Here is a 25,222-nt window from a genome sequence, read left to right as displayed (position 1 = left end):
TATTGGAAAAACTCTTAACATTTAGAAATGCTATTCATCAGATTACCACTGAACAGACTCACTATTGAGATTTATACGGGGCTACTTAAAAGTCATTTTTTTGCTGGCTGGTAATGTTTTTTTTGGCTCGCGCCGCCCCCAAAGCCCCGATCCCCAAAATCGTACCCAACACTGACATTGGTTCGGGGACTGCTTGAGCACTGACGGTGAATTGTTTAAAGTCTGCTTCACTGGGTCCTTGGCCGTCATCAAAGGAAATTTTGGTTCCTTCAGCCAGTTGTGCCAATGTCAAAGATTGAAACTGCTCTGGGCCCTTGCCACCATTGACGGTGCTGAAGGGTTCTGTAGAGTTATAGTTGAGGCTAAAATTTCCAAATACGGCTTGTTGACACCCAATGGCCAGACAATCTGTTCTGCCGAACTTGCTTTCGGCGGCAAACCAGAGGCTGCTATTCATAAAGGTGCTGCTGGAGACGTATTGCTCGAAGGGTTTGCCACTGCCGGTGTCACTCCACAGTAGCAGGGCATAAATTTGATCCTTAAGAAATGTGAAGGTTTGGCTGATGGCTCCATTGTTGGAAGTGACAGCGTTGCCGAAGGTACCTTGCCAGTTATTGGCAGGGCCGTTATCTGAGGGTTTAGTTTCGCTAAACAGACTGGATACATTGCTGTAGCCTGTGTTGTTCGGCAGGGCTTGAGCTACCCACAAGCTGGACTTGTATGCTCCCTGGGAGCGATCGAATGTAAAGCTAATATCCGTATCTTGATCAAATTGGATGCCAGTAGTCCCAAACATAAAAGCTGAGGCTGGGCTACAGATACTCAGAACCACTGTTGCTGCTACACTAGCGACAGTAAACGATGTTTTTTTGACTAAGGTTAAGGCAGTCATAACCCTGATTCCTCCACAAGATTAATTATGTACTAAGGCTGAGAATGCTTGCTGCAAGCTAGACTGGATGAGGCTTGGTCTGTCCTGCTAGATGATTGAGGACGATCGCGTGGGCTTCAAAACTTACTCTACAGAGCGGTATCAGCTATCAGTGTCTTTGAGTAAAAGACTGGCTATTACTCTAGGAATTTTCACTTACACCAGACTGCCACACTTTAATCTCTACCAGCAAGTTTTGCAGCTACTCTATATCTCCAAAATACAACATTTATTTCGGTTGCCAAGGGTCTCTAATTGACTACAACTCTTGCCAATATTAGGTTTTACCAATTATAAAAATTTTTTATGAGGCGACTTTATGAAGTTTTGATAAAGTTAATCGGAAAAATATAAAGTTTGTACTGAGGAATGGGGAATGGGGGAATGGGGAATGGGGAATGGGGAATGGGGGATTGGGAATGGGGAATGGGGAATAGGGAATGGGGGATTGGAATTAACACAAATAACAAATAACAAATAACAAATAACAAATAACAAATAACTTTTGCAGTCGGATTTTTTAATACCTTTATATTGACTTGGTAAATCTTGACACTGCTTAGCTATTGAGTTATATTGGCATGGACGAATAATTATAATATTAAATTAATGAACGCGAATAAACTGCATTTAATTCGAGGGTTATTCACAATTGGGTGGCTGAGTGCAGTGGCTTTACCTGCGAGTGCACAACCAATCATCCCAGCACCAGACGGTACGAATACACAGGTTACTACCAATGGCAATCGCTACGATATTTCTGGGGGAGCTTTCAGCGGAGATAAGGCTAATCTGTTTCACAGTTTTACTCAGTTCAATATCAGTGAAGGTCAAATAGCTAATTTTTTGACTAATCCCAATATCCAAAACATTATGGGACGAATTAATGGTGGGAATCCTTCGTTAATTAATGGATTGATTCAAGTTACGGGTGGGAATTCTAATTTATTTTTGATGAATCCTGCGGGGATAATTTTTGGGCCTGGTGCTAGCTTGAATGTGCCTGGTTCTTTTAATGCTAATACGGCGACGGGGATTGGTTTTGGGGGGAATCAGTGGTTTAATGCGATCGGCAATAATAATTGGGCGACTTTAATCGGCAATCCTAATAGTTTTGCTTTTACTAATTTGCAACCGGGAAGTATTGTTAATGCTGGGAATTTGAGCGTTCACAACGGTCAAAATTTGAGTTTAATGGGCGGTACTGTTGTGAATACTGGTCAGTTGAATGCGCCCGGTGGTCAGATTACGATGACGGCAGTACCAGGCCAAAATTTGGTGCGGATTTCTCAAGCAGGAAATTTGTTGAGTTTGGAAGTGCAGCCGACGGCTAATCAGGGTTTGTTGCCGCATAATTGGACGCAATCGGTTTTATCTTTGCCGGAGTTGTTGACTGGGAAAGGTGTGGAACAGGCTACGGGTTTGGTGGTAAATCCGAATGGTGAGGTGGTGTTGACAGGGGGTATGGCGGTGCCGATGAGTCCGGGAACTACGATCGCCTCTGGCACTCTCAATGTCTCTGGTAACACTGGGGGTACTGTAAATATATTAGGCGATCGCGTAGGAGTTATTGGTGGCAGTATCAATGCTTCTGGTGTTAATGGTGGCGGTAATGTACTGATTGGCGGGGATTATCAGGGTTTGGGGACGGTGCCCAATGCTGCGCGGACTTTTGTGAGTGCTGATTCGACGATTAATGCTGATGCTGTGAGTAATGGGAATGGCGGGCGAGTTATAGTTTGGGCTGATGAAACTACTCGTTTTAATGGGAATATTACGGCGAGGGGTGGTTTGTTTTCTGGTAATGGCGGCTTTGTGGAAGTGTCGGGGAAGCAATTTTTAGACTTCAGAGGAAATGTCAATACTCTCGCTACCAACGGCAATCCAGGATTATTATTACTTGACCCAACAAATATTACTATTCAAACTGGCGCGGGAACTTTTACGGCACTAACTCAAGCAGATCAATTTGCAGACCCTGACATAGGGGGAAATACCATTGATGCTGCTTTGATTAACAGTGCTGCGACTAATGTCATGCTACAAGCTACTAATGACATTACCTTTAGTGCTGCTGTTAATATAACTACTCCGGGAGTTGGACTTACGGCTTTAGCTAATAACAATATAAAAGTCAATGCGAATATCACAACTCAGGGAGGAAATATTACTCTGAAGGCTGATAGTGATAGTGTCAATGGTGGTAGTCTCAGAATATTGGGTGCGACCATAGATACTAAAGGTGGTAATTTTCTGGGCAATGGTCAGGGGAATTTAGTGTTCGGGGAGGGAATTGAGGTCAAGAACAGCACAATTAATGTTGGATCTGGAAAAATCGACCTGAATGGTATTGGAGGAAATTCGACAGGGGTAAATAATAGCGGCATTTCTATTTCTGGTGGTACATTACAAACTACTGGCAGCGGGAATATCACTCTAAATGGTACTGGGGGAAAGGATGTATTTGGTAATAATGAAGGTCTTGTTCTTACAAATACATCTAAAGTGACTTCTGTCGATGGAAATATCAGCCTGACTGGAACTGGTAGCGCAATTGTAAGTGGCAACAATGGGATTAATATTAATACTACCAGCACAGTGGAGTCGATCGGAACAGGAAGTATTACTTTCAACGGGACTGGCGGGAATGGCACATTTAATAATCCAGGGATCGCTGTTAATAGTAGCACTGTGCGATCGGCTGGGGGCAGTATCAACCTGACTGGTAACGGTGGTGGAACTTTAACTCAAAATAGTGGCGTTGATATCAATAACACTACAGTGGAGTCCAAGGGGAACGGGACTCTTACTATCATCGGTACCGCAGGAAATGGGACGGATAGTAATCAGGGGATAAATATTGATAATCCCAGTATAGTGCGATCGCAAAATGGAGATATCACCCTCACTGGAACAGGTAAAGGCAGTGTGGGCAACAACAGGGGCATTTCAGTGTCCGGGGTGGTAGAATCTACAGGCACTGGGAGTCTGACTCTCAGCGGTACGGGAGGAAATGGGACTGATGGTAATCAAGGCATATCAGTTGCACCTGGTACTGTCAAAGCATCATCTGGAAATGTCAGCTTGACTGGTACTGGTGGTGGGACTGGGGGTGTCAACGAAGGTATATATATAGATAGTGGTGCTACAGTCCAAACCGCAGGCTTGGGAAAGGTGACGCTGACGGGGACGGGGAGTGCAGGGACAGGTACTAATTCCGGGATTTGGCTCAACTCAGCCACGGTAAAATCCCAGAATGGAGATATTAGTTTAACTGGTACTGGTGTCGGGACGGCATTTAGCAGTTACGGCGTTACATTCCCAGTGGCGCCACTGGTAACGGTGCAAGCTACGGGAACTGGTAATATTAGCCTCACGGGAAAGGCTAATAACAATTCTATTCCGATTAATCTGGCTGGCGGTGCGATTGATGCGGTGTTAGGCGGCAATGTGACTTTGACAGGGGATGAAATTCAACTATCAGGAACAACTCAAGTTAAAGGTACTGGGACTATCCAGTTGCAGCCATTGACTTCCAGTTTAGATATTAGTGTGGGTGGTAATACTGCGGACTCTCGTTTGAATTTGAGTGCAGCGGAACTAGCACCTCCGGTATTGAATGGGTTTTCCCAAATGATTATAGGGCGCACAAATGGTACTGGTGCGATCGCCATTGACCCTGCTGGTGTTACTTTTAATTTACCCGTCACCATGCAAGCGGCCAGCATTGCAGTCAATGGCAACATTACAGGTGTAAACAATGCTTCAATTACCTTTAATGCTCCAACGACCAATTTTTTAGCTAATTCCAATATTATCACCAACGAACAGAATATTATTTTTAGTGGCAAAGTCTCTCTCGCTACCAATTCTAATATCACCCTCAATACAGGGTTAACCAATGCCGGTAATATTAATTTTGGGGGAACTGTTGACGGTGGTGGCAATCTAGTTTTGACTACGGGAACAGGTATTATTAATCTCAACGGGGCTCTTGGGGGGACAGTGCCTTTGGGTTCCCTCAACATAGTCAATTCTCGCAATCTTACCAGTCCGATCGCCATCGCGATTACAGCTACAGGTGATATTACTACTGGCGATACGACAAATCCCGGACGGGCGATCGCCTTGACCAGCAATAATGGTACGATTACAACGACTTCCACAGGGGCGATCGATACAAGTTCTACTACCGGAAATGGAGGCCCGATCGCACTCAGTGCCAACAAGATTAACGGGGGTAATCTTAATTCTAGTTCCACTGCTGGCAATGGTGGAAACATCACCCTCACCGGCAAAACAGGCGACATTGTGGCAAGTGCAGGTGCAATTTGGAACTCTAGATCTACTTCTGGTACTGCTGGAGATATGGCGATCGCAACTCCCAATCAAGTTGGGGTAAATGTGATTGATGCCCAGGGATTGTCCGGTACTGGAAATATTACCATTAGTGGCAATGAGATGGGCTTTTCGGGAGGAGTAGATTCCGTCAAGAGTCAAGGTACTTTGTCAATTGTGCCGTCTGCGCCCAATGTCGGCATTCGCTTCCAAAAAGGACTTGCTGATGATCCAGGGGCGATCGATTTAGGGCCACAGTTTTTATCCTCCTTGCGTAATGGCTTTAGTAAAATTGTTTTCGGGAGTAACACTACAACCGGGAATATTACTGTAGACAATTTGCCCATATCTTTTCAAGATCCTGTGAGTTTCAATACTCAAGGCAATATTTTGGTCAATCCCAATCAATCTATTTCGGGAACTGATAATGCTTCCATTACTCTCAATGCTACCACTAATAACCTGAATGGCAATATTACTACCAAATCTCAAGATATTACAATTAACGGCAATGCCCTAGTTGGCAATAATGTCTTGGTGGGAACAGGCAATTTAGCAGGCGGGAATATTCTGTTTAATAATAACATTAACGGCAGTGGCAATCTCACCTTAGAAACAGGTACGGGAAAGATTGATGTTATTGGAGCGATCGGCAATTCCACAGCATTAGGAAATATCACCGCCAATACTGCCGGTACAACTACCTTTAATGCTATCACAGCTAATAGCCTGACCACGAATACTGGTGGTACAACTTTACTCAATGGCAATGTGACAACCACCACCAGTCAGACCTATGGAGATGCAGTAACCATAGCCAACAATCCCACTCTAACCGGTAGCGCTATTACTTTCAATGATACAGTTAATGGCAATAGCAATTTGACCGTAAATGGTGGCACTGGTAATGTGACATTCACTGGGGCTGTAGGCAATTCCACACCATTAGGAAATATCACCGCTAATACTGTCGGTACAACTACCTTTAATGCTGTCACAGCTAATAGTCTGACGACCAATACTGGTGGCACAACTCTACTCAATGGCAATGTGACAACCACCACCAGTCAGACCTATGGAGATGCAGTAACCATAGCCAACAATCCCACTCTAACCGGTAGCGCTATTACTTTCAATGATACTGTTAATGGCAATAGCAATTTGACCGTAAATGGTGGCACTGGTAATGTGACATTCACCGGGGCTGTAGGCAATTCTAGTTCTGTAAGCGGGTTGCAGATTAGTGGAAAAAATATCACTGCTAATGCAGCAGTCAATGTGGCGGGAAATATCGGTATTTCCGGTGATACTATTAATTTATTGCAGAGTGTAACTACCACCAATAACGGTACGCTAACTCTCAGCAATACCGGCGATGTGAATATTGGGAATAATCTGACTTTAGACGGTGCTTTGATTCAAAATGGCCAGGGAAGTTTGGGGCTGAAGGGAAATATCACCACCACTAATGATAATATTGATTTTAGTGGCCCGGTGACATTAAATGGTCCTGTGAATTGGGGAGTGGGAAATGCCAAGATTGCTTTTGGTTCAACTTTATCCGCCGGGAATAATCCCCTGAATCTCACCGCCGGTGAAATTGATTTTTCTGGGAAAGTTTCTGGTACTAATGTGCTAACGCTGCAACCGGCAACTGTGGGACAAAATATAGTTGTTGGTGGGACTGATAATAATACTAGCGCTTTGGATTTGACTGCATCGGAAATGAGTTTGCTTCAAAATGGCTTTAGTTCGATTACTATTGGGCGATCGGATAGCAGTGGAAATGTGACTATTCCTAATAATCTGAGTTTTTCCGATCCGGTAAATATTCAAACGAAAAGTGGTTCGATCGCCCTTAATGGCAATATTACCGGCAATGACAACAGCAGCATCAGTCTCAATACTCCCACCTTGAATTTGAATGGTGGTATCACTACTACCAATCAGGGTATCGCTATTAAGGGGAATGTCACAGTCGGTAAGGATGTGGGTATCAGTAGTGGTGGTGGTAATGTCAGTGTCGCAGGTGCGATCGACGGCGATCGCCGTTTGAACATTGATGCTGGTAAAGGTAATGTGGTATTGCAAGGCAATATCGGACAAACCACAGCACTTTCTGGTGTGAATGTTACGGCAACTAATACTAATTTAGCTGGTAATGTTACCACCAATAATGGCGAAATTACGCTCAACAGCGCTTTGGGGTTAAGCCAAAATGCGAAATTGAGCTCTGGAGGTGGCAATATTGTCTTTGGAGGGGCGATCGACAGTGTTAATGGCAGTTTCGATCTAAATCTGGCGGCTGGTACTGGCACTGTCACTTTCGGCGCACCAGTTGGCGCTACGAGACAGCTAGGAAATATGGCGATCGCCAATGCTGGTAATGTGACAGCCAATTCCTCAATTAACGCTCAAAGTTTGACTGTAAATAGTACCGGAAATATTAATGTTTTGGGAGATATTACTGCTTCTAATTCTGGAAATGGCGGGGCGATCGCACTTTTGAGCCCAAACGGCACTGTCAATGTCAAAAATTTAACCACATCGGGAAATATTGGCGGTAATATCACTGTGGTGGCCAAAGATTCTATTACCGCAAGACAAATCAATGCCAGCGGTATAGTCGGAAATGGTGGTAATGTTTCCTTAGATCCGATCGGCGATATTCAAGTCAGTTTCATCAATGCCCAAGGCGGCACTAGCGGTACCGGTGGGACTGTTTTTGTTTCCTCCACAGGCGGATTTTTCCGCGCTACAGATTCTTTCCCAACTCTACTTTCGCCCACAGGATTTGCTAGTATTTCCACTGCTGGTGGCATCGGTGGAGGAAATATCACCATTAGACACGCAGGAGGCAATGGTGGCCCCCCAATTCAACCCTTTGTGGTGGGGGATGCTACTATCAATGGCACGGCTGCTGCAATCATAACTGGACAATCTACGATTCAATCGCAGTCCTTTCCCGGCTCACAGAATGTAGGTAATATTGCATTCAATACTGATGACGCCACCATCACTCCGACTCCGACTCCCACCCCCACTCCTAGTGTCACTCCCACTCCTAGTGTCACTCCCACTCCGACTCCTAGTGTCACTCCGACTCCTAGTGTCACTCCCACTCCGACTCCCAGTGTCACTCCGACTCCTAGTGTCACTCCCACTCCGACTCCCAGTGTCACTCCCACTCCTAGTGTCACTCCCACTCCCACGCCCGCGATAACTCCCACGCCCGCGATAACTCCCACGCCCGCGATAACTCCCACTCCCAGTGTCACCCCCACTCCCAGTGTCACTCCCACTCCCACGCCGGCGATAACTCCGACTCCCAATCAAACTCCAACTCCAACGGCGCTTGTAACTCCAACTCCCAGCGAAACTGCACCGATAACTGTCACAAATCCGACTCAAACTGCACCGATAACTGTCACAAATCCGACTCAAACTGCACCGATAACTGTCACAAATCCGACTCAAACTGCACCGATAACTGTCACAAATCCGACTCAAACTCTACCGATAACTGTCACAAATCCGACTCAAACTGCACCGATAACTGTCACAAGTCCGACTCAAACTCCACCGATAACTGTCACAAATCCGACTCAAACTGCACCGATAACTGTCACAAATCCGACTCAAACTCCACCGATAACTGTCATAAGTCCGACTCAAACTCCACCGATAACTGTCATAAGTCCACAGGAAAATCAGGAAAAAACAGTAATAAACCAGCCGGGAAATCCAGAGGTAACTGTCATCAACCAGCAGGTAAATCAGCAGGTAACATCAACCCTAGAATCTGTCGAAGTACCCGTAACACCGATCGCACCTGTGACAGCCATAGCCACAGCCACACCGAAACCGGAACCAGAATCTTCCACCCTCAATCCAGAAGACTCTCAACCTCGCAAAATCTCACCCTTAGACAATCCTGGCGGTATAGGCGATCGAGTTTTAACCATCGAGCCCAGTATCACCAGCCGGTTGTCCCACAGTGGTGTTATACCTCCAAAAGACTCAACACCATCAACAATTGTCAACCCTAATGGAGATCAAGTTCTGGGATATGTTGCGTCTCCCGATCGCATTTTTGAACAAAATAACCTACAGAAAACTGTCTGGGAAATCGAAAAAATTAGAAATCAAGAATATTTAGAACATCTGGGTGTCACCGCCAATATCCCAGAACCCAACGTTATGATTAATAAATTTCAAAACACTTTACAAACCATCCAACAAAAAACAGGTAGGCGGTCTGGTATTATTTATCTAGTTTCCAGATCAGAACAATTAGAAATAATCTTAGTTCCTCCCCTAGGACAACCAATTCGCTACAGCGTACCCGCAGCCAACAGAGCAGCTTTGTTCCCCGTAGTCAAGCAACTACGGGATGAAATTACTAATCCTAGAAAAATCAACACTAACACCTATTTACCTCCCGCCCAACAACTATACAAATGGTTGTTCTCACAGCTAGAGCCTGATTTAGAAAAATTAGGCATTCATACCCTGTTACTATCAGTAGATCCAGGGCTGCGCAGCCTACCCTTTGCCGCTTTACACGATGGGAAAGGCTTCTTAATTGAAAAATATAATTTTAGTCTCATTCCCAGTTTCAGCAATACCAATACCGATTATCAATCTGTGAGGAGTGCTTCCTTATTAGGAATGGGTAGATCGGAGTTTGTTGAACAAAAACCCTTACCCAGTGTACCATTAGAATTACAGGTAATTAATGGTGAGTGGCGGGGACAATCTTTTCTCAATTCGACTTTCACTATAGATAATCTCAATTCCCAACACAAACAGGGAGGATTTCGGATCGTTCACCTAGCAACTCATGCTGAATTTCTACCCGGAAAATCTAGCAATTCTTACATTCAAATGTGGAATTATAAATTGCAGCTAGATCGCATGGAAAGTTTGAATTGGCGCAATCCCCAAGTGGAATTGTTGGTGTTAAGTGCTTGTAGAACGGCTTTGGGCGATCGGGAAGCAGAGTTAGGTTTTGGAGGTTTAGCTGTCAAATCCGGCGCTAAATCTGCCCTAGGGAGTTTATGGTATGTTGATGATGGAGGCACTTTGGGACTGATGAGTGAATTTTACAACCAACTTCGAGGATCGATAATTAAGACAGAGGCTCTGCAACTTGCTCAACAAGCAATGATTGCTGGTAAAATTAGGATGAAAAACCGACAGTTAGTCACCACCAATTCCACTTTAAATTTACCTCCTAATTTACAACAATCAAACCGCAATTTCTCTCATCCTTACTACTGGAGTAGTTTCACCATGATTGGAAATCCTTGGTAATCTTACACAGGTAAGATCGGAGATAAATAGACTCAGAAGTCTGGATTTTTTTGGCATTACAATTAGGGGACGGTAGAAAAATATACCTAACTTCATCTAATGTGGTACAAATTATACTTGACATATCGGGTAGCTTAAGCATAGGCATCTGGAAGCAACTCATACTTGACACGAGCACCAGATAAGTGAGATATTAAAAATCTTGCCGGTCAAATTAGCAACCTTTTTTTACCTATAAATGGTACGCTTTAAGATCGCATAATCAATAGCAGGTAATTATATGCCGTCATCGAGCTGGAAACATATTTCTCCTACAATTGAGAAAATATGGGACATTTCTCCTAAATCTGTACTAGATATTGGTATTGGTTTTGGCAAATGGGGATTTCTGTTACGAGAATATCTGGAAATTGGGCAAGGAAGATACAACAAATCGGAATGGCGTATTAAGATAGATGGCATTGAGATTTTTGAGCCTTATATTCTGGATACTCATCGGTTTTTGTATGACCAGATTTTCCTAGGAGACGCACAAAAAGTTATTGATGATGTCAGCAACTATGATTTAATCATTGTTGGTGATATTCTTGAACATCTACATAAAGATGAAGCCGTCGCTTTAATTGAAAAAATCATCAAAAAAGGGAAAAAAATAATCATTAATATTCCCTTGGGATTGTGGCCACAAGAAGAAGTGTTCAATAACCCACACGAAGAGCACATAAGTTCATGGTGTATCGAAGACTTTGAAGCTTATAATGTTGTTTCAAAGGAGGTATTTCATTGGATTGATGGCAACGAATTGTTACTCATCGAAATTAAAGGATTGCATTGTTAAATAACAATCCAGACAGCAGAACAGGAAAATTGCTATAAATCATCCCTCTCTCCTCCCATACCCTGATTAGCACTACGGTCTTAATCAAATCATGTACCATTAAATTAGCAAAAGTAGCTAGGGTGTATATTGCTATAGCAGTCCTAAATGAGTCGTAAAGTTTTTTACCCCACCCCAACCCTCCCCTTATTAAGGGGAGGGAGTAAGAAATTCACAAATGATTTAGGATTGCTATAGCTACATTGCTGATATAATACCTTGATATTTTGATTAAAATATGATAGAATAAGTCTAAATTTTTCAAGTTTCAATTTGCCAATATCTTGCAAAATATACAATTTCTCATTTTTTTACACCTATGAGTCCTCTGAGTTTTTCTTATATCCCAGAAATATCAATTATTGTACCTACTTACAATCGAGCTAAATATTTGAGCGATTGCATTAATAGCGTACTCAATCAAACCTTTAAAGATTGGGAGTTACTTATTATAGATGATGGCAGTCAAGATGATACATTTGACATCATTAATCCCTTTCTGGAAAAACATGAAAATATCCGCTATTTCAAGCATAAAAACCGGAAAATGGGATTCTCCCGAAATGCGGGTATTCAAGCATCTTTCGGTAAATACATTACTTTTCTAGATAGCGACGATCGATATATGCCAAATCACTTAGAATCCCGTTTGGAGTATATGAAAGCTAATCCTGAAGTGGATTGTATTGCGGGTGGTTTTGAGACGGATGGAGATATTTTTGTAGCTGATTATTATCAACCGGGAAAACTAATTAATGCTAGAGAGTGTGTTATGGGTGCTACTTTTTTTCTCAAACGTCATGTTTTGTTTGAATTAAAAGGGTTTCAAAATATTTCCTATGGAGAGGATACCGATTTATGGGAAAGGGCAGAAAAAAAATTCAAAGCGGTAAAAATTTCTCAGCCTCGTACTTATATTTACACCAGAGCGGAAGACAGTGTGAGTAAGAGTTTTACAGCAAATATTGATTTAAATAATGATTAAGAAAATAAAGGCGATCGCTTCACCCAAAAAAAGTGCTTTAATCGCGATTATCCTCGCTGTAGGTTTGTTTGTTTTTACAGGATGCCAAACCGTCAGTCACAAAAATGATGGAGTCATTCACTTAACCCTATGGCAAGGAATTAACCCTCCTGTCAACCGAGATGTATTCCAAAAATTAGTTGCAGAATTTAATCAGAAAAATCCTGACATTCAGGTAGAATCTATTTTCGCCGGTGAACTAGACCAACAATTACCAAAAATCCTGACATCTGTGGTGGGTAATTCTCCACCGGATATCCTTTCTTTTTACCCCCAAATGACAGGTCAATTTGTCAACTTAGATGCCATTGTTCCACTGGAAGATTGGTTAGACAAATTGCCAGTGAAGTCAGAATTGTATCCCCGTGTTCTTGAAGAAATTCAATTAAACGGTCATACATGGTCAGTGCCTATCTCTACCAGTTCTATAGGGATTTTTTACCGTCCTAAATTATTTAAAGCAGCCGGAATCACCGAATTACCTAAAACTTGGGAAGAATTAAGGGAAGTCTCGAAAAAACTAACTATCGATAGGGACTCCGATGGGAAACCAGAACAGTATGGAATGTTAATTCCTTTTGGTAAAGGAGAATGGACTACTTTCACTTGGTTTCCCTTTTTACTAAGTGCCAATGGTCAAATAATCGAAAATAATCGCCCTAATTTAATGAATCCGGGGGCGATTAAGGCTATACAATTTTGGCAAGATTTATTAAAAGATGGTTCCGCGACTTTATCAATGCCAGAAAGAGGTTATGAAGAAGATGATTTTATTTCTGGCCGTGTCGCGATGCAAATTACTGGCCCTTGGACGTATATTATGAAAAGTAATGTCGATTATGGGGTTTTTCCAGTGCCGATCGATATTCGGCCAGCCACAGTCACGGGAACTGGGACATTATTTGTGATGAAAACTACTCCCGAAAGACAGAAGGCTGCCCTCAAGTTTTTGGAGTATGCTTTGAGCGAACAATTTCAAACCAAATGGAGTATTGGCACTGGATTTTTACCGGCTAATATGAAATCAGCGCAGAGTCAAGCTTATCAAGAATTTATCAAACGAAAACCTGTGATTAAAGTTTTTGTAGATCAAATGTCTGTTGCCGGCTCGCGTCCTATTATCGCGGGATATAGTCGCATTTCACAAAATTTAGGTCGCGCCATCGAAGCTTCTATGCTAGGACAACCTGTAGAAAAAGCCTTACAAGAATCTCAAGATCGTTTAGATTTGATTTGGGAAGGAAAATAGAAAATATTGATCCCAAATATTTACATCGGTTACATCGGAATTATTATTTCTCTCCTCTCTTTCTCTGTGTCCTCTGTGTTCTCTGTGGTTTAATCATTCCGATACAACCGGAATTGATATCAATATTTCAGGTGAGAAAGCGACGATTTGGGAGCATCCCGATTTTGCATAGGCGAAGCATGACCGCGGAAAATTTATTAGTGATAACGAGAGATTTACAGTGGTCATGCTTCGCCCCTACGAATATATTTGCACTCATTGAGATGCACCGGACGATTTGGGATCATAAACCGGGTTTTTTGCGTAAGTCGTGACAAAATTTTTTTGAGCTTTATTTCTGAAGTTTATTCATGATGGCAAATCTTTTGTAAGTCCCCTATTTTAGTAAAAAATCTGTTGATTCAACCATCATCTGATACCAGTAGCAGCTCTGGGGCTCATCAGTCTCAGATTAGGTGCAGCAGTTCCATAATTGACTCGACAACCGATGTTGAATAAACTCGCACTGCACTCCAGAGGGACAATCTGCTGATCGAGGAGGGCACTGCAACTGACATACTGGTCGTCATTAGTATCTCTTACCATACATTCGATCGCCTTAGCACCCGATCGCGCCGACCAACTTTTCATACCTACCACTGCGATGATATGCTGCCAGTAAAAAGTTAATAGGAACACTCCCAAGACTACAGCAACTGCTACTCCGGCTTTCAATTTCCAACTATTGAGGAAATTTCCTAAAGTATTTTTCAAGTTGTCCACCGCAGAAATGGAGCTTTGGGTAGTTGTTTGTGGGGTTGTTTCTGGAATTGGTAAATTTGTTGGTGTTTGTTCTGTTGGAATTTCTGACATAATGTATTTCCTTGGGCTTGGATTGAGTGTACTAGATTAATTTTAGCAAAATTTACGTTGCAGTCAAAGGAGCTTTTTTGAACCGCAGAGGGCGCAGAGGGCGCAGAGAAAGAGTTCAGAGGTATACATGAGGTATACATTAAGTTTTACCCAGGATTTATGGTTGCTCTAGCAGTTGTATTAACTCTGATTCTGAAAGTTGGTGTATTCCTAAAGATTGAGCTTTTTCTAACTTAGAGCCTGCGTCTTCTCCGACAACTACATAGTTGGTTTTAGCACTAACGGAATTGGTGACTTTCCCTCCTGCTTTTTGAATCAAATCTTTAGCTTCATCTCGTTTTAAAGTTGGCAAAGTTCCAGTGATGACAAAGATTTTGCCAGCTAAGGGCAAATTATGTTGTGTGGAACTGTGATTTTTAACTTCGGATTTTAATTGCAATCCTGTAGTTTTCAACCGTTCAATTAAAGTTTGATTGGCCGGAACTTGAAACCACTGATAAACCGATTGAGCAATTTCTGGACCAATCCCATAAACACCTTCAATGGCTGCGGCGGATACTGAGGCTAATTCTTCGACATTGGTAAATCTTTCTGTCAGCAATTGGGCGTTAACGCTTCCGACGTGCCGAATCCCCAAACCGTAAAGTACGCGCGACCAAGGTTGAGTTTTTGATTGGCCGATCGCATTTACTAACTTTTCGGCTAATTTAGCACCCATTCGCTCTAAGTTCATCAATTTTTCTGGTGTTAAATCATACAAATCTGCGACAGAATTTAGCAAATTGCTATCAACCATCTGCTGCACCAATTTTTCTCCAACACCATTAATATCTAGCGCATCCCGACTGCAAAAATGAATCAGGGAACCCCGCAAAATCGCGGGACAAGATGTATTAATGCAGCGGGTAACGGCCTCCCCTTTTTGGCGAACCACAGGTTGTTGGCATTCTGGACAGCAAGTAGGCATTTGAAATAGTTGAGCAGAAGCTGGACGAAGTTCTGGTAAAACTCGCACCACTTCTGGTATAATCTCTCCAGCTTTTCTGACAATTACAGTATCGCCAATGTGGAGATTTAAGTCGGAAAGTCGATCGCTATTATGGAGAGAAGCCCGTGACACTGTAGTTCCGGCTAACTGCACTGGTGTTAGTTCTGCTACAGGTGTCAAGGCCCCTGTTCTACCTACTTGGATGGTTATGGCTTCTACTATTGTAGGCACTTCTTGGGCTGGATACTTAAGGGCGATCGCCCAACGGGGAAATTTCTGAGTAAAACCCAACTGTTTTTGCAGTTCAACGGAATTAATCTTGACTACAACTCCATCAGTCATGTAAGGCAAATTTTGCCGTTGAGTGTCCCATAATTCGTAATACTCCTGAACCTCATCTAAAGAATAGCAAATCTTACGGTTAGGATTCACTTTAAATCCCATTGTTTGCAACAATTCCAAAGAATCCCATTGAGTTTTTATCTGTTCGTTCTCCTCCTTACCATCCAGAGTAAGAGACTGGGCTGCATTTTTATTTTGAGTTTTTTCGGGTTCCAAATGTAGAGTATAAGCAAAGAAATCTAACTTGCGCTGAGCCACAATTTTAGAATCCAACTGTCGCAGCGTACCGGCCGCGGCATTACGAGGATTAGCAAATAGTTGTTCTCCTGCTTTTTCCCGTTCCCGATTAATTTCTGCAAACACCGCTAAGGATAAAAAAGCTTCTCCCCGCACTTCCACAATCGGTGGCGGATTATCTATATTTAGCTGGAGAGGAATCGAGCGGATTGTCTTAACATTTTGAGTAATGTCTTCTCCTGAAATGCCGTCTCCCCGCGTCGCACCTCGGACTAAAACTCCATTTTCATAGGTTAATGCTAAGGCTGAACCATCAATTTTTAATTCACAAACATAGGAAACCCCCCCCAGCCCCCCCTTGTTAAGGGGGGGAGTAATTTTCCCAGTCTTAGTCAGGGGGGGTGAGTTTCCTTCTTGTTCCCCCCCTTGGTAAGGGGGGCTGAGGGGGGGTGCATTTTCTTCTTGTGCCTCCCCTGCTGGGGTGAGGGGGGGTGAATTTCCTTCTTGTTCCCCCCCTTGATAAGGGGGGGTGAGGGGGGGTGCATTTTCTTCTTGTGCCTCCCCTGCTGGGGTGAGGGGGGGTGAATTTCCTTCTTGTCCCCCCCCTTGATAAGGGGGGGTGAGGGGGGGTGCATTTGGCAGCGTCAGGGGGGGTGAATTTCCTTCTTGTTCCCCCCCTTGATAAGGGGGGGTGAGGGGGGGTGCATTTGGCAGCGTCAGGGGGGGTGAATTTCCTTCTTGTCCCCCCCCTTGATAAGGGGGGGTGAGGGGGGGTGCATTTGGCAGCGTCAGGGGGGGTGAATTTCCTTCTTGTTCCCCCCCTTGGTAAGGGGGGGTGAGGGGGGGTAAATTTCCTTCTTGTCCCCCCCCTTGATAAGGGGGGGTGAGGGGGGGTGCATTTCGCAGCCATCGCTCCTGCCATTTAGCGAATTCTGCCATATCAAAAGCATTTTCTAAACTGTATAGAGGAATATTGTGCTTAACGCTATAAAATTGAGTAGCGGGCTTTTCTCCGACGCGCTGAGTTGGACTTTCTGCGGTGATTAATTCAGGATATTCGGATTCTAGGCTTTGTAATTCGCGATAAAGGCGATCGTACACCTCATCTGCCAACATCGGGGCATCCAAAACATAATAAGCATAGCTAGCTTCCTGTAGCTGCTTCCTCAATTGTTTAACTCGCTGTTTAATTTCGGGCTGCATATTAATTTTAAAGTGTATATTTTTTAACCGCCGATACTGAGGATAAATACAGATATAGCCTTAGTATAAATTTTAGCATTATCCGAGTCGATCGGCGGTTGCAGTTTGGACTTTTAAGTTTGATTAACGATCCCAATCTTCAACTTCATAAAGGAAACGAGTTCCCCCCATCAGTTTGCGATTGGCAGAGGTACTTTGTACAAAAACCGCATACTTTTCTAGATTACTCGGTTTGATGCGAACTGTCTCGCCCATTGGTAAACCCAACATTTCTCGCGCCGCTACTCCTTCAAACAAATCCCCTGTGGAACGCTCCATCAACACAATTTCTTTCTTACCTTGAATCGTTTCTGTTTTCGTAAATTCATAAAACCCACGGCCAGTTTTAAAACTCAAACCATTCTCCAGAACAAATGCTTTGATTGAAATCTCGTTGTCTACTTCCAGAATCTGAAATCTCCCTGGTTTTACGGCTCGCAATTCTGCTGACTCGTAAGCAGCAACTCCTTCCCGCTTCAGCATGGTATCAAACATTTTGTTTAATCCGCGCTTCATCCGACCTTGACTGACAACTTCTTGTTCGTAGGCTTGTAGCTGTTCGCTAGATGACTGTTGGTAACAAACGGCTAAAAAGAGGTCTGTGATGTAGGAAAATTGGTCGAGATTGAGGTGAAAACCGCCAGATTTTTCGGCTAGTTCTTTGTAGAATAAAGTAGCGTGCTTACGGTTGAGAGCTTGGATGCCATAAACGGCTATTCCCATCTGTGCTAATTTATCTACTTCGTGACGCCAGTTAAGTTTTTGAGGAGTTTGAGCCGGTGCGTGGGGGATATCGTCGCCAATTAGTACCAAGGTTTTGGCATTAGTTGGAGTCCAAGAAAGTGACTGAGCTTCGTGTAATACTAATTCGTAACATTCGGGAGCATCGCCGCCACCTGTAGGCTGGACATTTTGCACAAAATTGCAAATGGTGGCGACATCGCCGGACAAATCGAGGTGTTTAGTGACGTAGGTGCTGCCAGCATCGCAATAGTCTCCGTGGGCAATAATTCCTATGCGAATGCCTGGAATTTCATCGAGCAGTCTTGTTACCGTCTCTTTTATTTTGCGGCGAACTTGGGTCAAGCAGGGGTACATACTGCCGGTGGTATCAAAGCTAAAAACGACTTCAATGTTGCTGGTTGTCATCACCTAGTTCTCCCTAACAAACAACGAGTTATTAACTCTATTTTACCTCAAACAAAAAGAGTCAGTAACTAGGTTAATATTTTTTAATCCTAATTCTGGCTCCCTGGATTTTCGTCAGTGTTAATGCTGCGATCTGATTAGAGATTTAGATCGGGAAATTCGTTAAATTTTTTTGTTTCTCCAGAAATTGAAAATACTAAATTTTCAGCATCTTTTTCTCCTTTTAAATTGCCTTTTCCACGAGATTTAAGCAAATCTTGAGAGTTGACTTTGGTGAAAGCGAGGGGTTCAGCGTGTTCTACCTGAAAGACATTAGCGTAGAGGTTCGCAACAATCTGTTTTCCGCCTTGGGTTAAGTCTAAATAGTTGAGAGCGGCCGGAATGTAGGGAAACACTCCATTCCAATAAAATTTGGCATAGTTTTGTCGCAAATCTCCCGGAGATTTGTAACCTAGAATTTTATTAGTGCCGACTTCTTCAAATTCGTAGAACAGGGCACTAATTTTTCGCAGGTAATTGGGGTCGCTCAATTGACCAATTAAATCTGCGGCTCGCGCCAGTCCCGAATAATTGTTTCTGTCTTGATGGGTTTCGCTTGCAGGAACTGGAAAGCGAGTCAATTCTATATTGCGTTTGATTTGTTCGGCATCAATTAGTGTGTGGCCGCCGAAGCGTTCGTCAATTACCAGTTTGCCCCGATCGACATGATAAGGAGTTAAACTGGCGGAAGTTGCGCCAATGGGTACGGACACCATGCCGCCGTCAATACCCGTTGCATAAAGACCGACAGCTTCTTGGTCTTGGCGACAAACGCCTTTGATGTAGCCGATATCGTGGCACAGTAGGGATATGAGGTAGTGCAGCCAATCTTCCGGCGACACTCCCCCCTCACGAATATGCTTGCCCCGGAGAATTTCTTGTCCGACTAGGGCTACGAGCATGGTATGTTCTACGTTGTGGTATAGAGCATCACAATTAGCGATATTTTCCAGAGCCATTGTCCCAGCCCAGGCGATGATTTCTGGGTAGTCTGGCTTGTATTTGCCGTAGGTACGGCGATAGCCAGCCTGTAGCTCTTGAACAAAAGCGTCTATCAGGATAGCGGTGGCATTGAACATCATAAATTCTCTCACTCAAACTTTACTTACAGATGCGATCGCAGATATCTAAAGATGATGGCAAAAATAATTAATTGGGATGTTAGCAGGCTTAACATCAAGACATTGAATAGGAAAAGGAAGCTAGGCTTGTTAAAGCCAAAATGTGATTTAGGGTGATGTTTTACACCATAACCTAAATTTATGGGAAACCGATCGATTTTTGCGTATTAAATATTGGTGAAACAATATAGACTGTTTGAGCGACTAATTATTAGAAGTCCTGGGTATAAAAGTTATGAACTTTCTGTTTCCGAGTCCCTCCCCTGGTGCCGATCGCACTCGGCTCTCTGGCATCCAAAAATACCTAGGATTGTTTGCATTTACGGCTGTTTGCACCGCCACACCTGCGATCGCAGCCGAACGGATTTACGTAACTTACGGCCCACTAGAAGTCTCAGTTCCGATCGACTCCCTGGCACTGTTCGCCACAGAAGGCAAAATAGACTCCTACTTAGACGGCTTCGCTCAGTACGCCAAACCAGAACAGCTAGAGCAGATTCAGAGCGCCTTGCAAGCTCGTGCTGAAATCAGCCCCGTGACGATCGCCCAATTCCTCTACACAGACCAAGGAGAATTGCTGCTGGAGCGCTTGGGTAGAGTAATTCAGACGAAAGCTAGACAGCCTGGATTTTACGCGATTCGAGCTGCCTTAATTTTAGCTGCATCCGACCCAGAAGGTCTCACAATTGTCAACGTGTTACGGAAATTTCCCACCTACGGGCTCAGGATTGACATCGCTCGTGGCTTGGGCATCGCCAACGAACTGACGACGCTGATCAACCGTTCCAATCGGGCGATCGAAGGAGTAGCCAAATTGTCGGAAGAACAAGCAGTGTCAGAACCGGAAATTCCCCCCGCCCAAATACTACAACCCCAACTACCAGGCCCCTATACCTGGAAAAAATCATCGGTAACTCTGAAAAACCCCAATCGCGATCGCACCTTTCCCATCGACATCTATCTGCCCCAGGGTAGCCCTCGACCAGCCCCAGTAGTGGTAATTTCCCATGGTTTGGGTTCCGATCGCATTTCCTTTGAATATTTAGCCAAACACCTAGCCTCCTACGGCTTTGCCGTCGCCGTCCCCGAACACCCCGGCAGCAACGCCAAACAACTGCAAGACTTAATCACAGGCAAAGCAAACGAAGTAGCAGAACCAGCAGAATTTGTCAATCGCCCCCTGGATGTCAAAGACTTGCTAGATTATTTAACCAGCCTGTCTGTAAGCAATCCAACTTACCGAGGGCAATTAGACTTGCAGCGAGTCGGCATCATCGGTCAATCTTTCGGCGGTTACACCGCTTTGGCCTTAGCCGGGGCACCCATGAATTTGGCACAGCTAGACAAAGACTGTCGGCTAGAAAACGACACTTGGAACATCTCACTACTGTTGCAGTGCCGCGCCCGTGGATTGGACCGCCTAGAGTACAATTTCGGCGATCCGCGCATCAAAGCTGCGATCGCCGTTAACCCGATTAGCAGCAGCATTCTGGGAGAAACCAGTCTCAGTAAAATTCAAATTCCAGTCATGGTAATCGCAGGCAGCGCCGATACAGTCGCCCCCGCTTTGGTCGAACAAATTCAACCTTTCACTTGGTTGACATCGCCCAACAAATATCTGGTATTAATGAAAAACGGCACTCACTTCTCCACCATCGACCAATCCCCTCAAAGCATCTTTACTCCACCTCCCGATGTCATCGGACCAGAACCCGCCTTAGCCCGTCGCTACCTCAACGGACTCAGCGTTGCTTTCATGGAAAGCTATTTGAACAACCAGTCCCAATTCCGTCGGTATGTGGAACCCTCCTACGCTCAAAGCATCTCCAGAGAATCCCTAGGGCTGAGAATTTTGCGATCGCTCACGTCGCAACAATTGCAACAGTTACTCAACAGTCCCCCACAGCCGAGTCGCCCCGCCCCTAGACCCCCAACTCCTCAACCTCAGCCGAGTCCTGTTCCCCGATAAGCTGGCCATGAAGCAATCAAAAATCCGATCGCCCTTGAGATCTAGGTATTTTGTTAGAAATTGGGTAAGTTAGAAGTGCAAATTTTTAATTTCTAATTACCCAGGGTCTAACAATGCCACCAGCAGCCCCTTTGAAACCAATTCCCAAACCCACCCCAACCCCCACACCCACCCCCACCCCCGGTGGTACAACAGTGTCCCGGATTGGCAAGATTGGCACCTCCGGCCCAGATTCCCTCACGGGTACTAGCGGCGCTGATACTATTTTCGGTTTGGGAGGCCCGGATACAATTTTTGGCTTAGGAGGTAACGATCTCATCTACGGCGAAGATGGCGACGACTCCATCCGCGGCGACGCTGGCAATGACTGTCTATTCGGCGGTAGCGGTCGCGATACTATGTTGGGTAATGAAGGCGACGACACTCTTTATGGTGGCAAAGGTGCTGATTCCCAAACTGGAGATGATGGCAATGACTTGCTATTTGGCAACCAAGATAACGATACTTTGTTGGGAGGCGCGGGCAATGACACCTTTTTTGGGGGTTCTGGCGATGACTCCTTGTTTGGGGGTGCTGGTGATGATAGTCTTTCCGGCGATAAAGGTAAAGATACTTTAACTGGGGGGCTGGGAAATGATACCTTTGCGCTCAGTTTTTCGTCAGAATCGGATTTGATTACAGATTTTACTGATGGTAGCGATCGCATTCGCTTGGCCGCCGGTCTTACTTTTGCCGAACTCACAATTGTCGCTGGTACTAGCGGAACTAGGCCAAGTACAATTATTCAGCTTACCAGCACTAAGGAAACTCTGGCTACTCTGTTCGGAGTTCCCCGCACTTCTATTAGTCAGGCTGACTTCATTCTTTAAATAGGTTAAATGACTTTTGAAGGTTTTCTAAATTTAAATAAACCAGCCGGCATGACTTCCCACGACTGCGTGGGGCGAGTGCGTCGCCTCTTGCAACTCAAGCGAGTCGGACATGGAGGAACCCTCGACCCTGCTGTGACTGGGGTTTTGCCGATCGCCCTGGGCAAGGCAACCAGGCTGTTACAATTTCTCCAACATCATAAAGCTTACAAAGGTACGATTCGCTTTGGCTTAACTACTGCTACGGACGATTTGGAAGGAGAAATCCTGACTTATCAACCAGCACCGGATTTAAGTTTAGAAGAAGTGCAAACTAAACTGCCGAACTTTATCGGAAAAATTGAGCAGTTCCCACCTAGTTTTAGTGCCATTCAGGTGGGAGGAAAACGCCTTTATGAATTGGCGAGGAAGGGCGAAACTGTGGAAGTTCCTGCTAGGAAAGTAGAGGTGTTTGGGCTGGAAGTTTTGGATTGGCGGCCTGGGGATTTTCCTGAATTGGATTTGGCGATTTCCTGTGGGGCGGGTACTTATATTCGGGCGATCGCTCGCGATTTGGGTGCTATGTTGAATGTAGGTGGCACTTTAGCTCGTTTGACTCGTACTGAAAGTAGTGGTTTTGCGATCGAACAAAGTCTCAGTTTTGCCGAATTAGAAATACAATTGCAGGAAAATAAATTCTCCCCCATCTTACCGTCAGAGGTTTTGGCCCATTTAGGGCCGATCGTCCTTTCTCCTGAATATGCCAAACGCTGGTTTCAAGGTCAACGCCTCCCGATAGCAGAAATTATCGAAAGTAGGCAATCAGCAAAAAATACCTCCATTCCCTTATCTTCTCCCTTGCAGGTTTATCATGAAGATGGTCAGTTTTTGGGTATCGGTCAAGTAGTTGAGTCAGATACAAACAAGATCTTGGCTCCTCAAATTGTCTTTTAGCGATCGCAGACACCAAATAATAAATGATATGAAAATATTAGTAATCGGATTAATACAAGGCTACAAAATCGGAATTTCCCCTTACTTACCCAACGCCTGTAGATTTTACCCAACTTGTTCTCAATATGCGATCGAAGCAATAGAAAGATTTGGAGTTGCTCGCGGTGGCTCCATGGCAATTAAGCGGATTTTGCGTTGTCAACCTCTGCATCCTGGGGGGTATGACCCCGTACCGCCCCCAGATAATTGTGAGTAGTAAATTAAACGCTTGTAGCAGCAGGAACCAGCAACAAGTAACAAGCAACAAACAAAAGTTGCGGATAGAGGTAGAGTGCGAATATTCACAAAAACTCAGTAATATTACTGTTTGTCCCCACTTCTCAAAAGTTGTAAAATATGATAAAGGGATTACGGGGGATGCGAGTGAAAATGTGTACTACAGCAATCGGGTACAAAATGCTGTCTCATACGCTGGCAGTGCTCAGCCAGAAGCAAGCAACAGGAAAACTGCTCTTAGAGCAAGGGGAGCAACAATGGCAACTCTACTTTTTTCGAGGCAGTCTAGTTTATGCGACTGGAGGATGGCATAGGGCGAGACGTTGGTACAGGGCTGTCGGTCAACACTGTCGCAACTTTCAAGTGGATCTCAGAGGTCTTGATGCTGGGGAGTTGTGGGAATATCAACTGCTTCAGCAAGGAATTGCCAAAAATGAAATGAACCTGGAACAAGCTAAGGCGATCGTCCAAACCAGCCTTTCAGAAGTGTTATTTTCTTTGATGGGTCAATCGAATTTGCGCCGAGAGTGGCGTCCATCAAAAAAATATGTGTCTCATGTTATCCCTTCTTTGCTAGTGTCTTTAACAGAGCTACAGCAACTTTTGTATTCTACACAACAAATGTGGCAGAAGTGGAAAGCAATGAGTTTGTGGTTGGTAGAACCAGAACAAGCACCTCTTTTAAGATTACCGCCGGAATTAAAAAATCGATTTAGTTCTAATTCTTTCCTAACTCTAGCTAACGTCTTCAACGGCGAGAATACTCTGTGGGATATAGCATTTAAAAAAAAGCAATGTGTTACCGTCGCCACCCGCGCTTTACAGAACTACATAAAGCAGGGTTTAGTTAATTTTCGCACCGTTCCCGATTTGCCATCGCCCATCGAACAGTGGCGTTTGGCGGCGGCCATTGCTAAACCAGGTCGCCCTTTGATTGCTTGCATCGATGACAGCCCTACAGTATGCGAATTTTTAGAGCAAGTTTTATTGGATGGAGGCTATCGAGTCCTGAAAATTCAAGACCCGATGCAGGGAGTGAGTCTCCTGGCTAAGCACAACCCTGCTTTGATTTTTATGGACGTGCTGATGCCTAAGACAACAGGCTTTGCTTTATGCAGTTTTTTGCGGAAAACATCGGCTTTTCGGGAAACTCCGATCGTATTTTTGACCGGTAAAGACAGTATCGTTGACCGCACGCGGGCGAAACTGACAGGTGGTTCGGATTTTTTGAGCAAGCCGGCTTCCCCAGAAAAAATTTTGCAAGTAGTGGACAAGTATTTGAAAGCAAAAAGCGATCGCAGTCCTCTAGCAGTTCGCCACAACGATTTACTCAATTCCCACCGACTTACCTTAGCAAATTCTTGATCTGAGATATTTATCTATCTGGAAACTATCCGAGGGTGCACACGTCAAGGAAACCTTGTCGGGAGTTACGAAAATTTTAATTGCTGAAACCATCGATTTGATTGC

14 protein-coding genes are annotated in these 25,222 nt (G+C 44.3%); 9 read left to right on the top strand and 5 right to left on the bottom strand.

The annotated features are described in order from the left end of the window. Nucleotides 1–85: 85 nt before the first annotated feature. Nucleotides 86–892, bottom strand: coding sequence for a PEP-CTERM sorting domain-containing protein (locus tag P2A85_RS19895; RefSeq protein ID WP_377474993.1), 807 nt, complete (start codon nt 890–892; stop codon nt 86–88). Between the two features lie 648 nt (nt 893–1,540). Here P2A85_RS19895 and P2A85_RS19890 point away from each other — a divergent pair. The 4 genes from P2A85_RS19890 (at nt 1,541) to P2A85_RS19875 (ending at nt 13,735) form a co-directional block, all read left to right on the top strand. After that, nucleotides 1,541–10,585, top strand: coding sequence for a CHAT domain-containing protein (locus P2A85_RS19890; protein WP_377474991.1), 9,045 nt, complete (start codon nt 1,541–1,543; stop codon nt 10,583–10,585). A gap of 280 nt (nt 10,586–10,865) precedes the next feature. Further along, nucleotides 10,866–11,423: a hypothetical protein gene (locus P2A85_RS19885; RefSeq protein WP_377474989.1), complete on the top strand. Its 558-nt coding sequence runs from the start codon at nt 10,866–10,868 to the stop codon at nt 11,421–11,423. A gap of 358 nt (nt 11,424–11,781) precedes the next feature. Beyond that, nucleotides 11,782–12,447, top strand: coding sequence for a glycosyltransferase family 2 protein (locus tag P2A85_RS19880; protein WP_377474987.1), 666 nt, complete (start codon nt 11,782–11,784; stop codon nt 12,445–12,447). Beyond that, complete coding sequence (locus P2A85_RS19875) at nt 12,440–13,735, top strand: ABC transporter substrate-binding protein (protein WP_377474985.1); 1,296 nt, start codon at nt 12,440–12,442, stop codon at nt 13,733–13,735. The genes P2A85_RS19880 and P2A85_RS19875 overlap by 8 nt, the downstream gene beginning before the upstream one ends. 408 nt (nt 13,736–14,143) lie before the next feature. Here the strand turns inward: P2A85_RS19875 and P2A85_RS19870 are convergent, their stop codons facing one another. The 4 genes from P2A85_RS19870 to P2A85_RS19855 form a co-directional block, all read right to left on the bottom strand. After that, nucleotides 14,144–14,587, bottom strand: a complete 444-nt coding sequence (locus P2A85_RS19870) for a hypothetical protein (protein ID WP_341738262.1) — start codon at nt 14,585–14,587, stop codon at nt 14,144–14,146. A gap of 157 nt (nt 14,588–14,744) precedes the next feature. Then, complete coding sequence (gene ligA, locus P2A85_RS19865) at nt 14,745–17,357, bottom strand: NAD-dependent DNA ligase LigA (protein ID WP_377474983.1); 2,613 nt, start codon at nt 17,355–17,357, stop codon at nt 14,745–14,747. A gap of 123 nt (nt 17,358–17,480) precedes the next feature. Beyond that, the gene (locus P2A85_RS19860; protein WP_377474981.1) at nt 17,481–18,545 is read right to left on the bottom strand and encodes a hypothetical protein; all 1,065 of its coding nucleotides are present in this window, start codon (nt 18,543–18,545) and stop codon (nt 17,481–17,483) included. A gap of 137 nt (nt 18,546–18,682) precedes the next feature. Beyond that, complete coding sequence (locus P2A85_RS19855) at nt 18,683–19,663, bottom strand: Npun_R2479 family HD domain-containing metalloprotein (RefSeq protein WP_340518894.1); 981 nt, start codon at nt 19,661–19,663, stop codon at nt 18,683–18,685. A 277-nt stretch (nt 19,664–19,940) separates the two neighbouring features. Between P2A85_RS19855 and P2A85_RS19850 the strand changes: the two genes are divergently transcribed. The 5 genes from P2A85_RS19850 to P2A85_RS19830 all read left to right on the top strand — a co-directional run bounded on the left by P2A85_RS19850 (nt 19,941) and on the right by P2A85_RS19830 (nt 25,117). Then, complete coding sequence (locus P2A85_RS19850; protein WP_377474979.1) at nt 19,941–21,674, top strand: alpha/beta hydrolase; 1,734 nt, start codon at nt 19,941–19,943, stop codon at nt 21,672–21,674. A gap of 113 nt (nt 21,675–21,787) precedes the next feature. Continuing rightward, entirely contained in the window at nt 21,788–22,543 is a 756-nt protein-coding gene (locus tag P2A85_RS19845; protein ID WP_377474976.1) for a calcium-binding protein, read from the top strand. A 9-nt stretch (nt 22,544–22,552) separates the two neighbouring features. Further along, a complete protein-coding gene (gene truB, locus P2A85_RS19840; RefSeq protein WP_377474974.1) occupies nt 22,553–23,476 on the top strand; it encodes a tRNA pseudouridine(55) synthase TruB in 924 nt (307 codons plus the stop codon). A 28-nt stretch (nt 23,477–23,504) separates the two neighbouring features. After that, entirely contained in the window at nt 23,505–23,732 is a 228-nt protein-coding gene (yidD, locus tag P2A85_RS19835) for a membrane protein insertion efficiency factor YidD (RefSeq protein WP_341738256.1), read from the top strand. A 173-nt stretch (nt 23,733–23,905) separates the two neighbouring features. After that, nucleotides 23,906–25,117: a response regulator gene (locus P2A85_RS19830; protein WP_377474972.1), complete on the top strand. Its 1,212-nt coding sequence runs from the start codon at nt 23,906–23,908 to the stop codon at nt 25,115–25,117. Nucleotides 25,118–25,222: the final 105 nt, after the last annotated feature.

This window comes from Microcoleus anatoxicus, from assembly GCF_042465725.1.
GTDB classification, from domain to species: domain Bacteria; phylum Cyanobacteriota; class Cyanobacteriia; order Cyanobacteriales; family Microcoleaceae; genus Microcoleus; species Microcoleus anatoxicus.
Note: the sequence above shows the minus strand (reverse complement) of the source record. Positions and strands in the feature narration are given on the sequence as shown.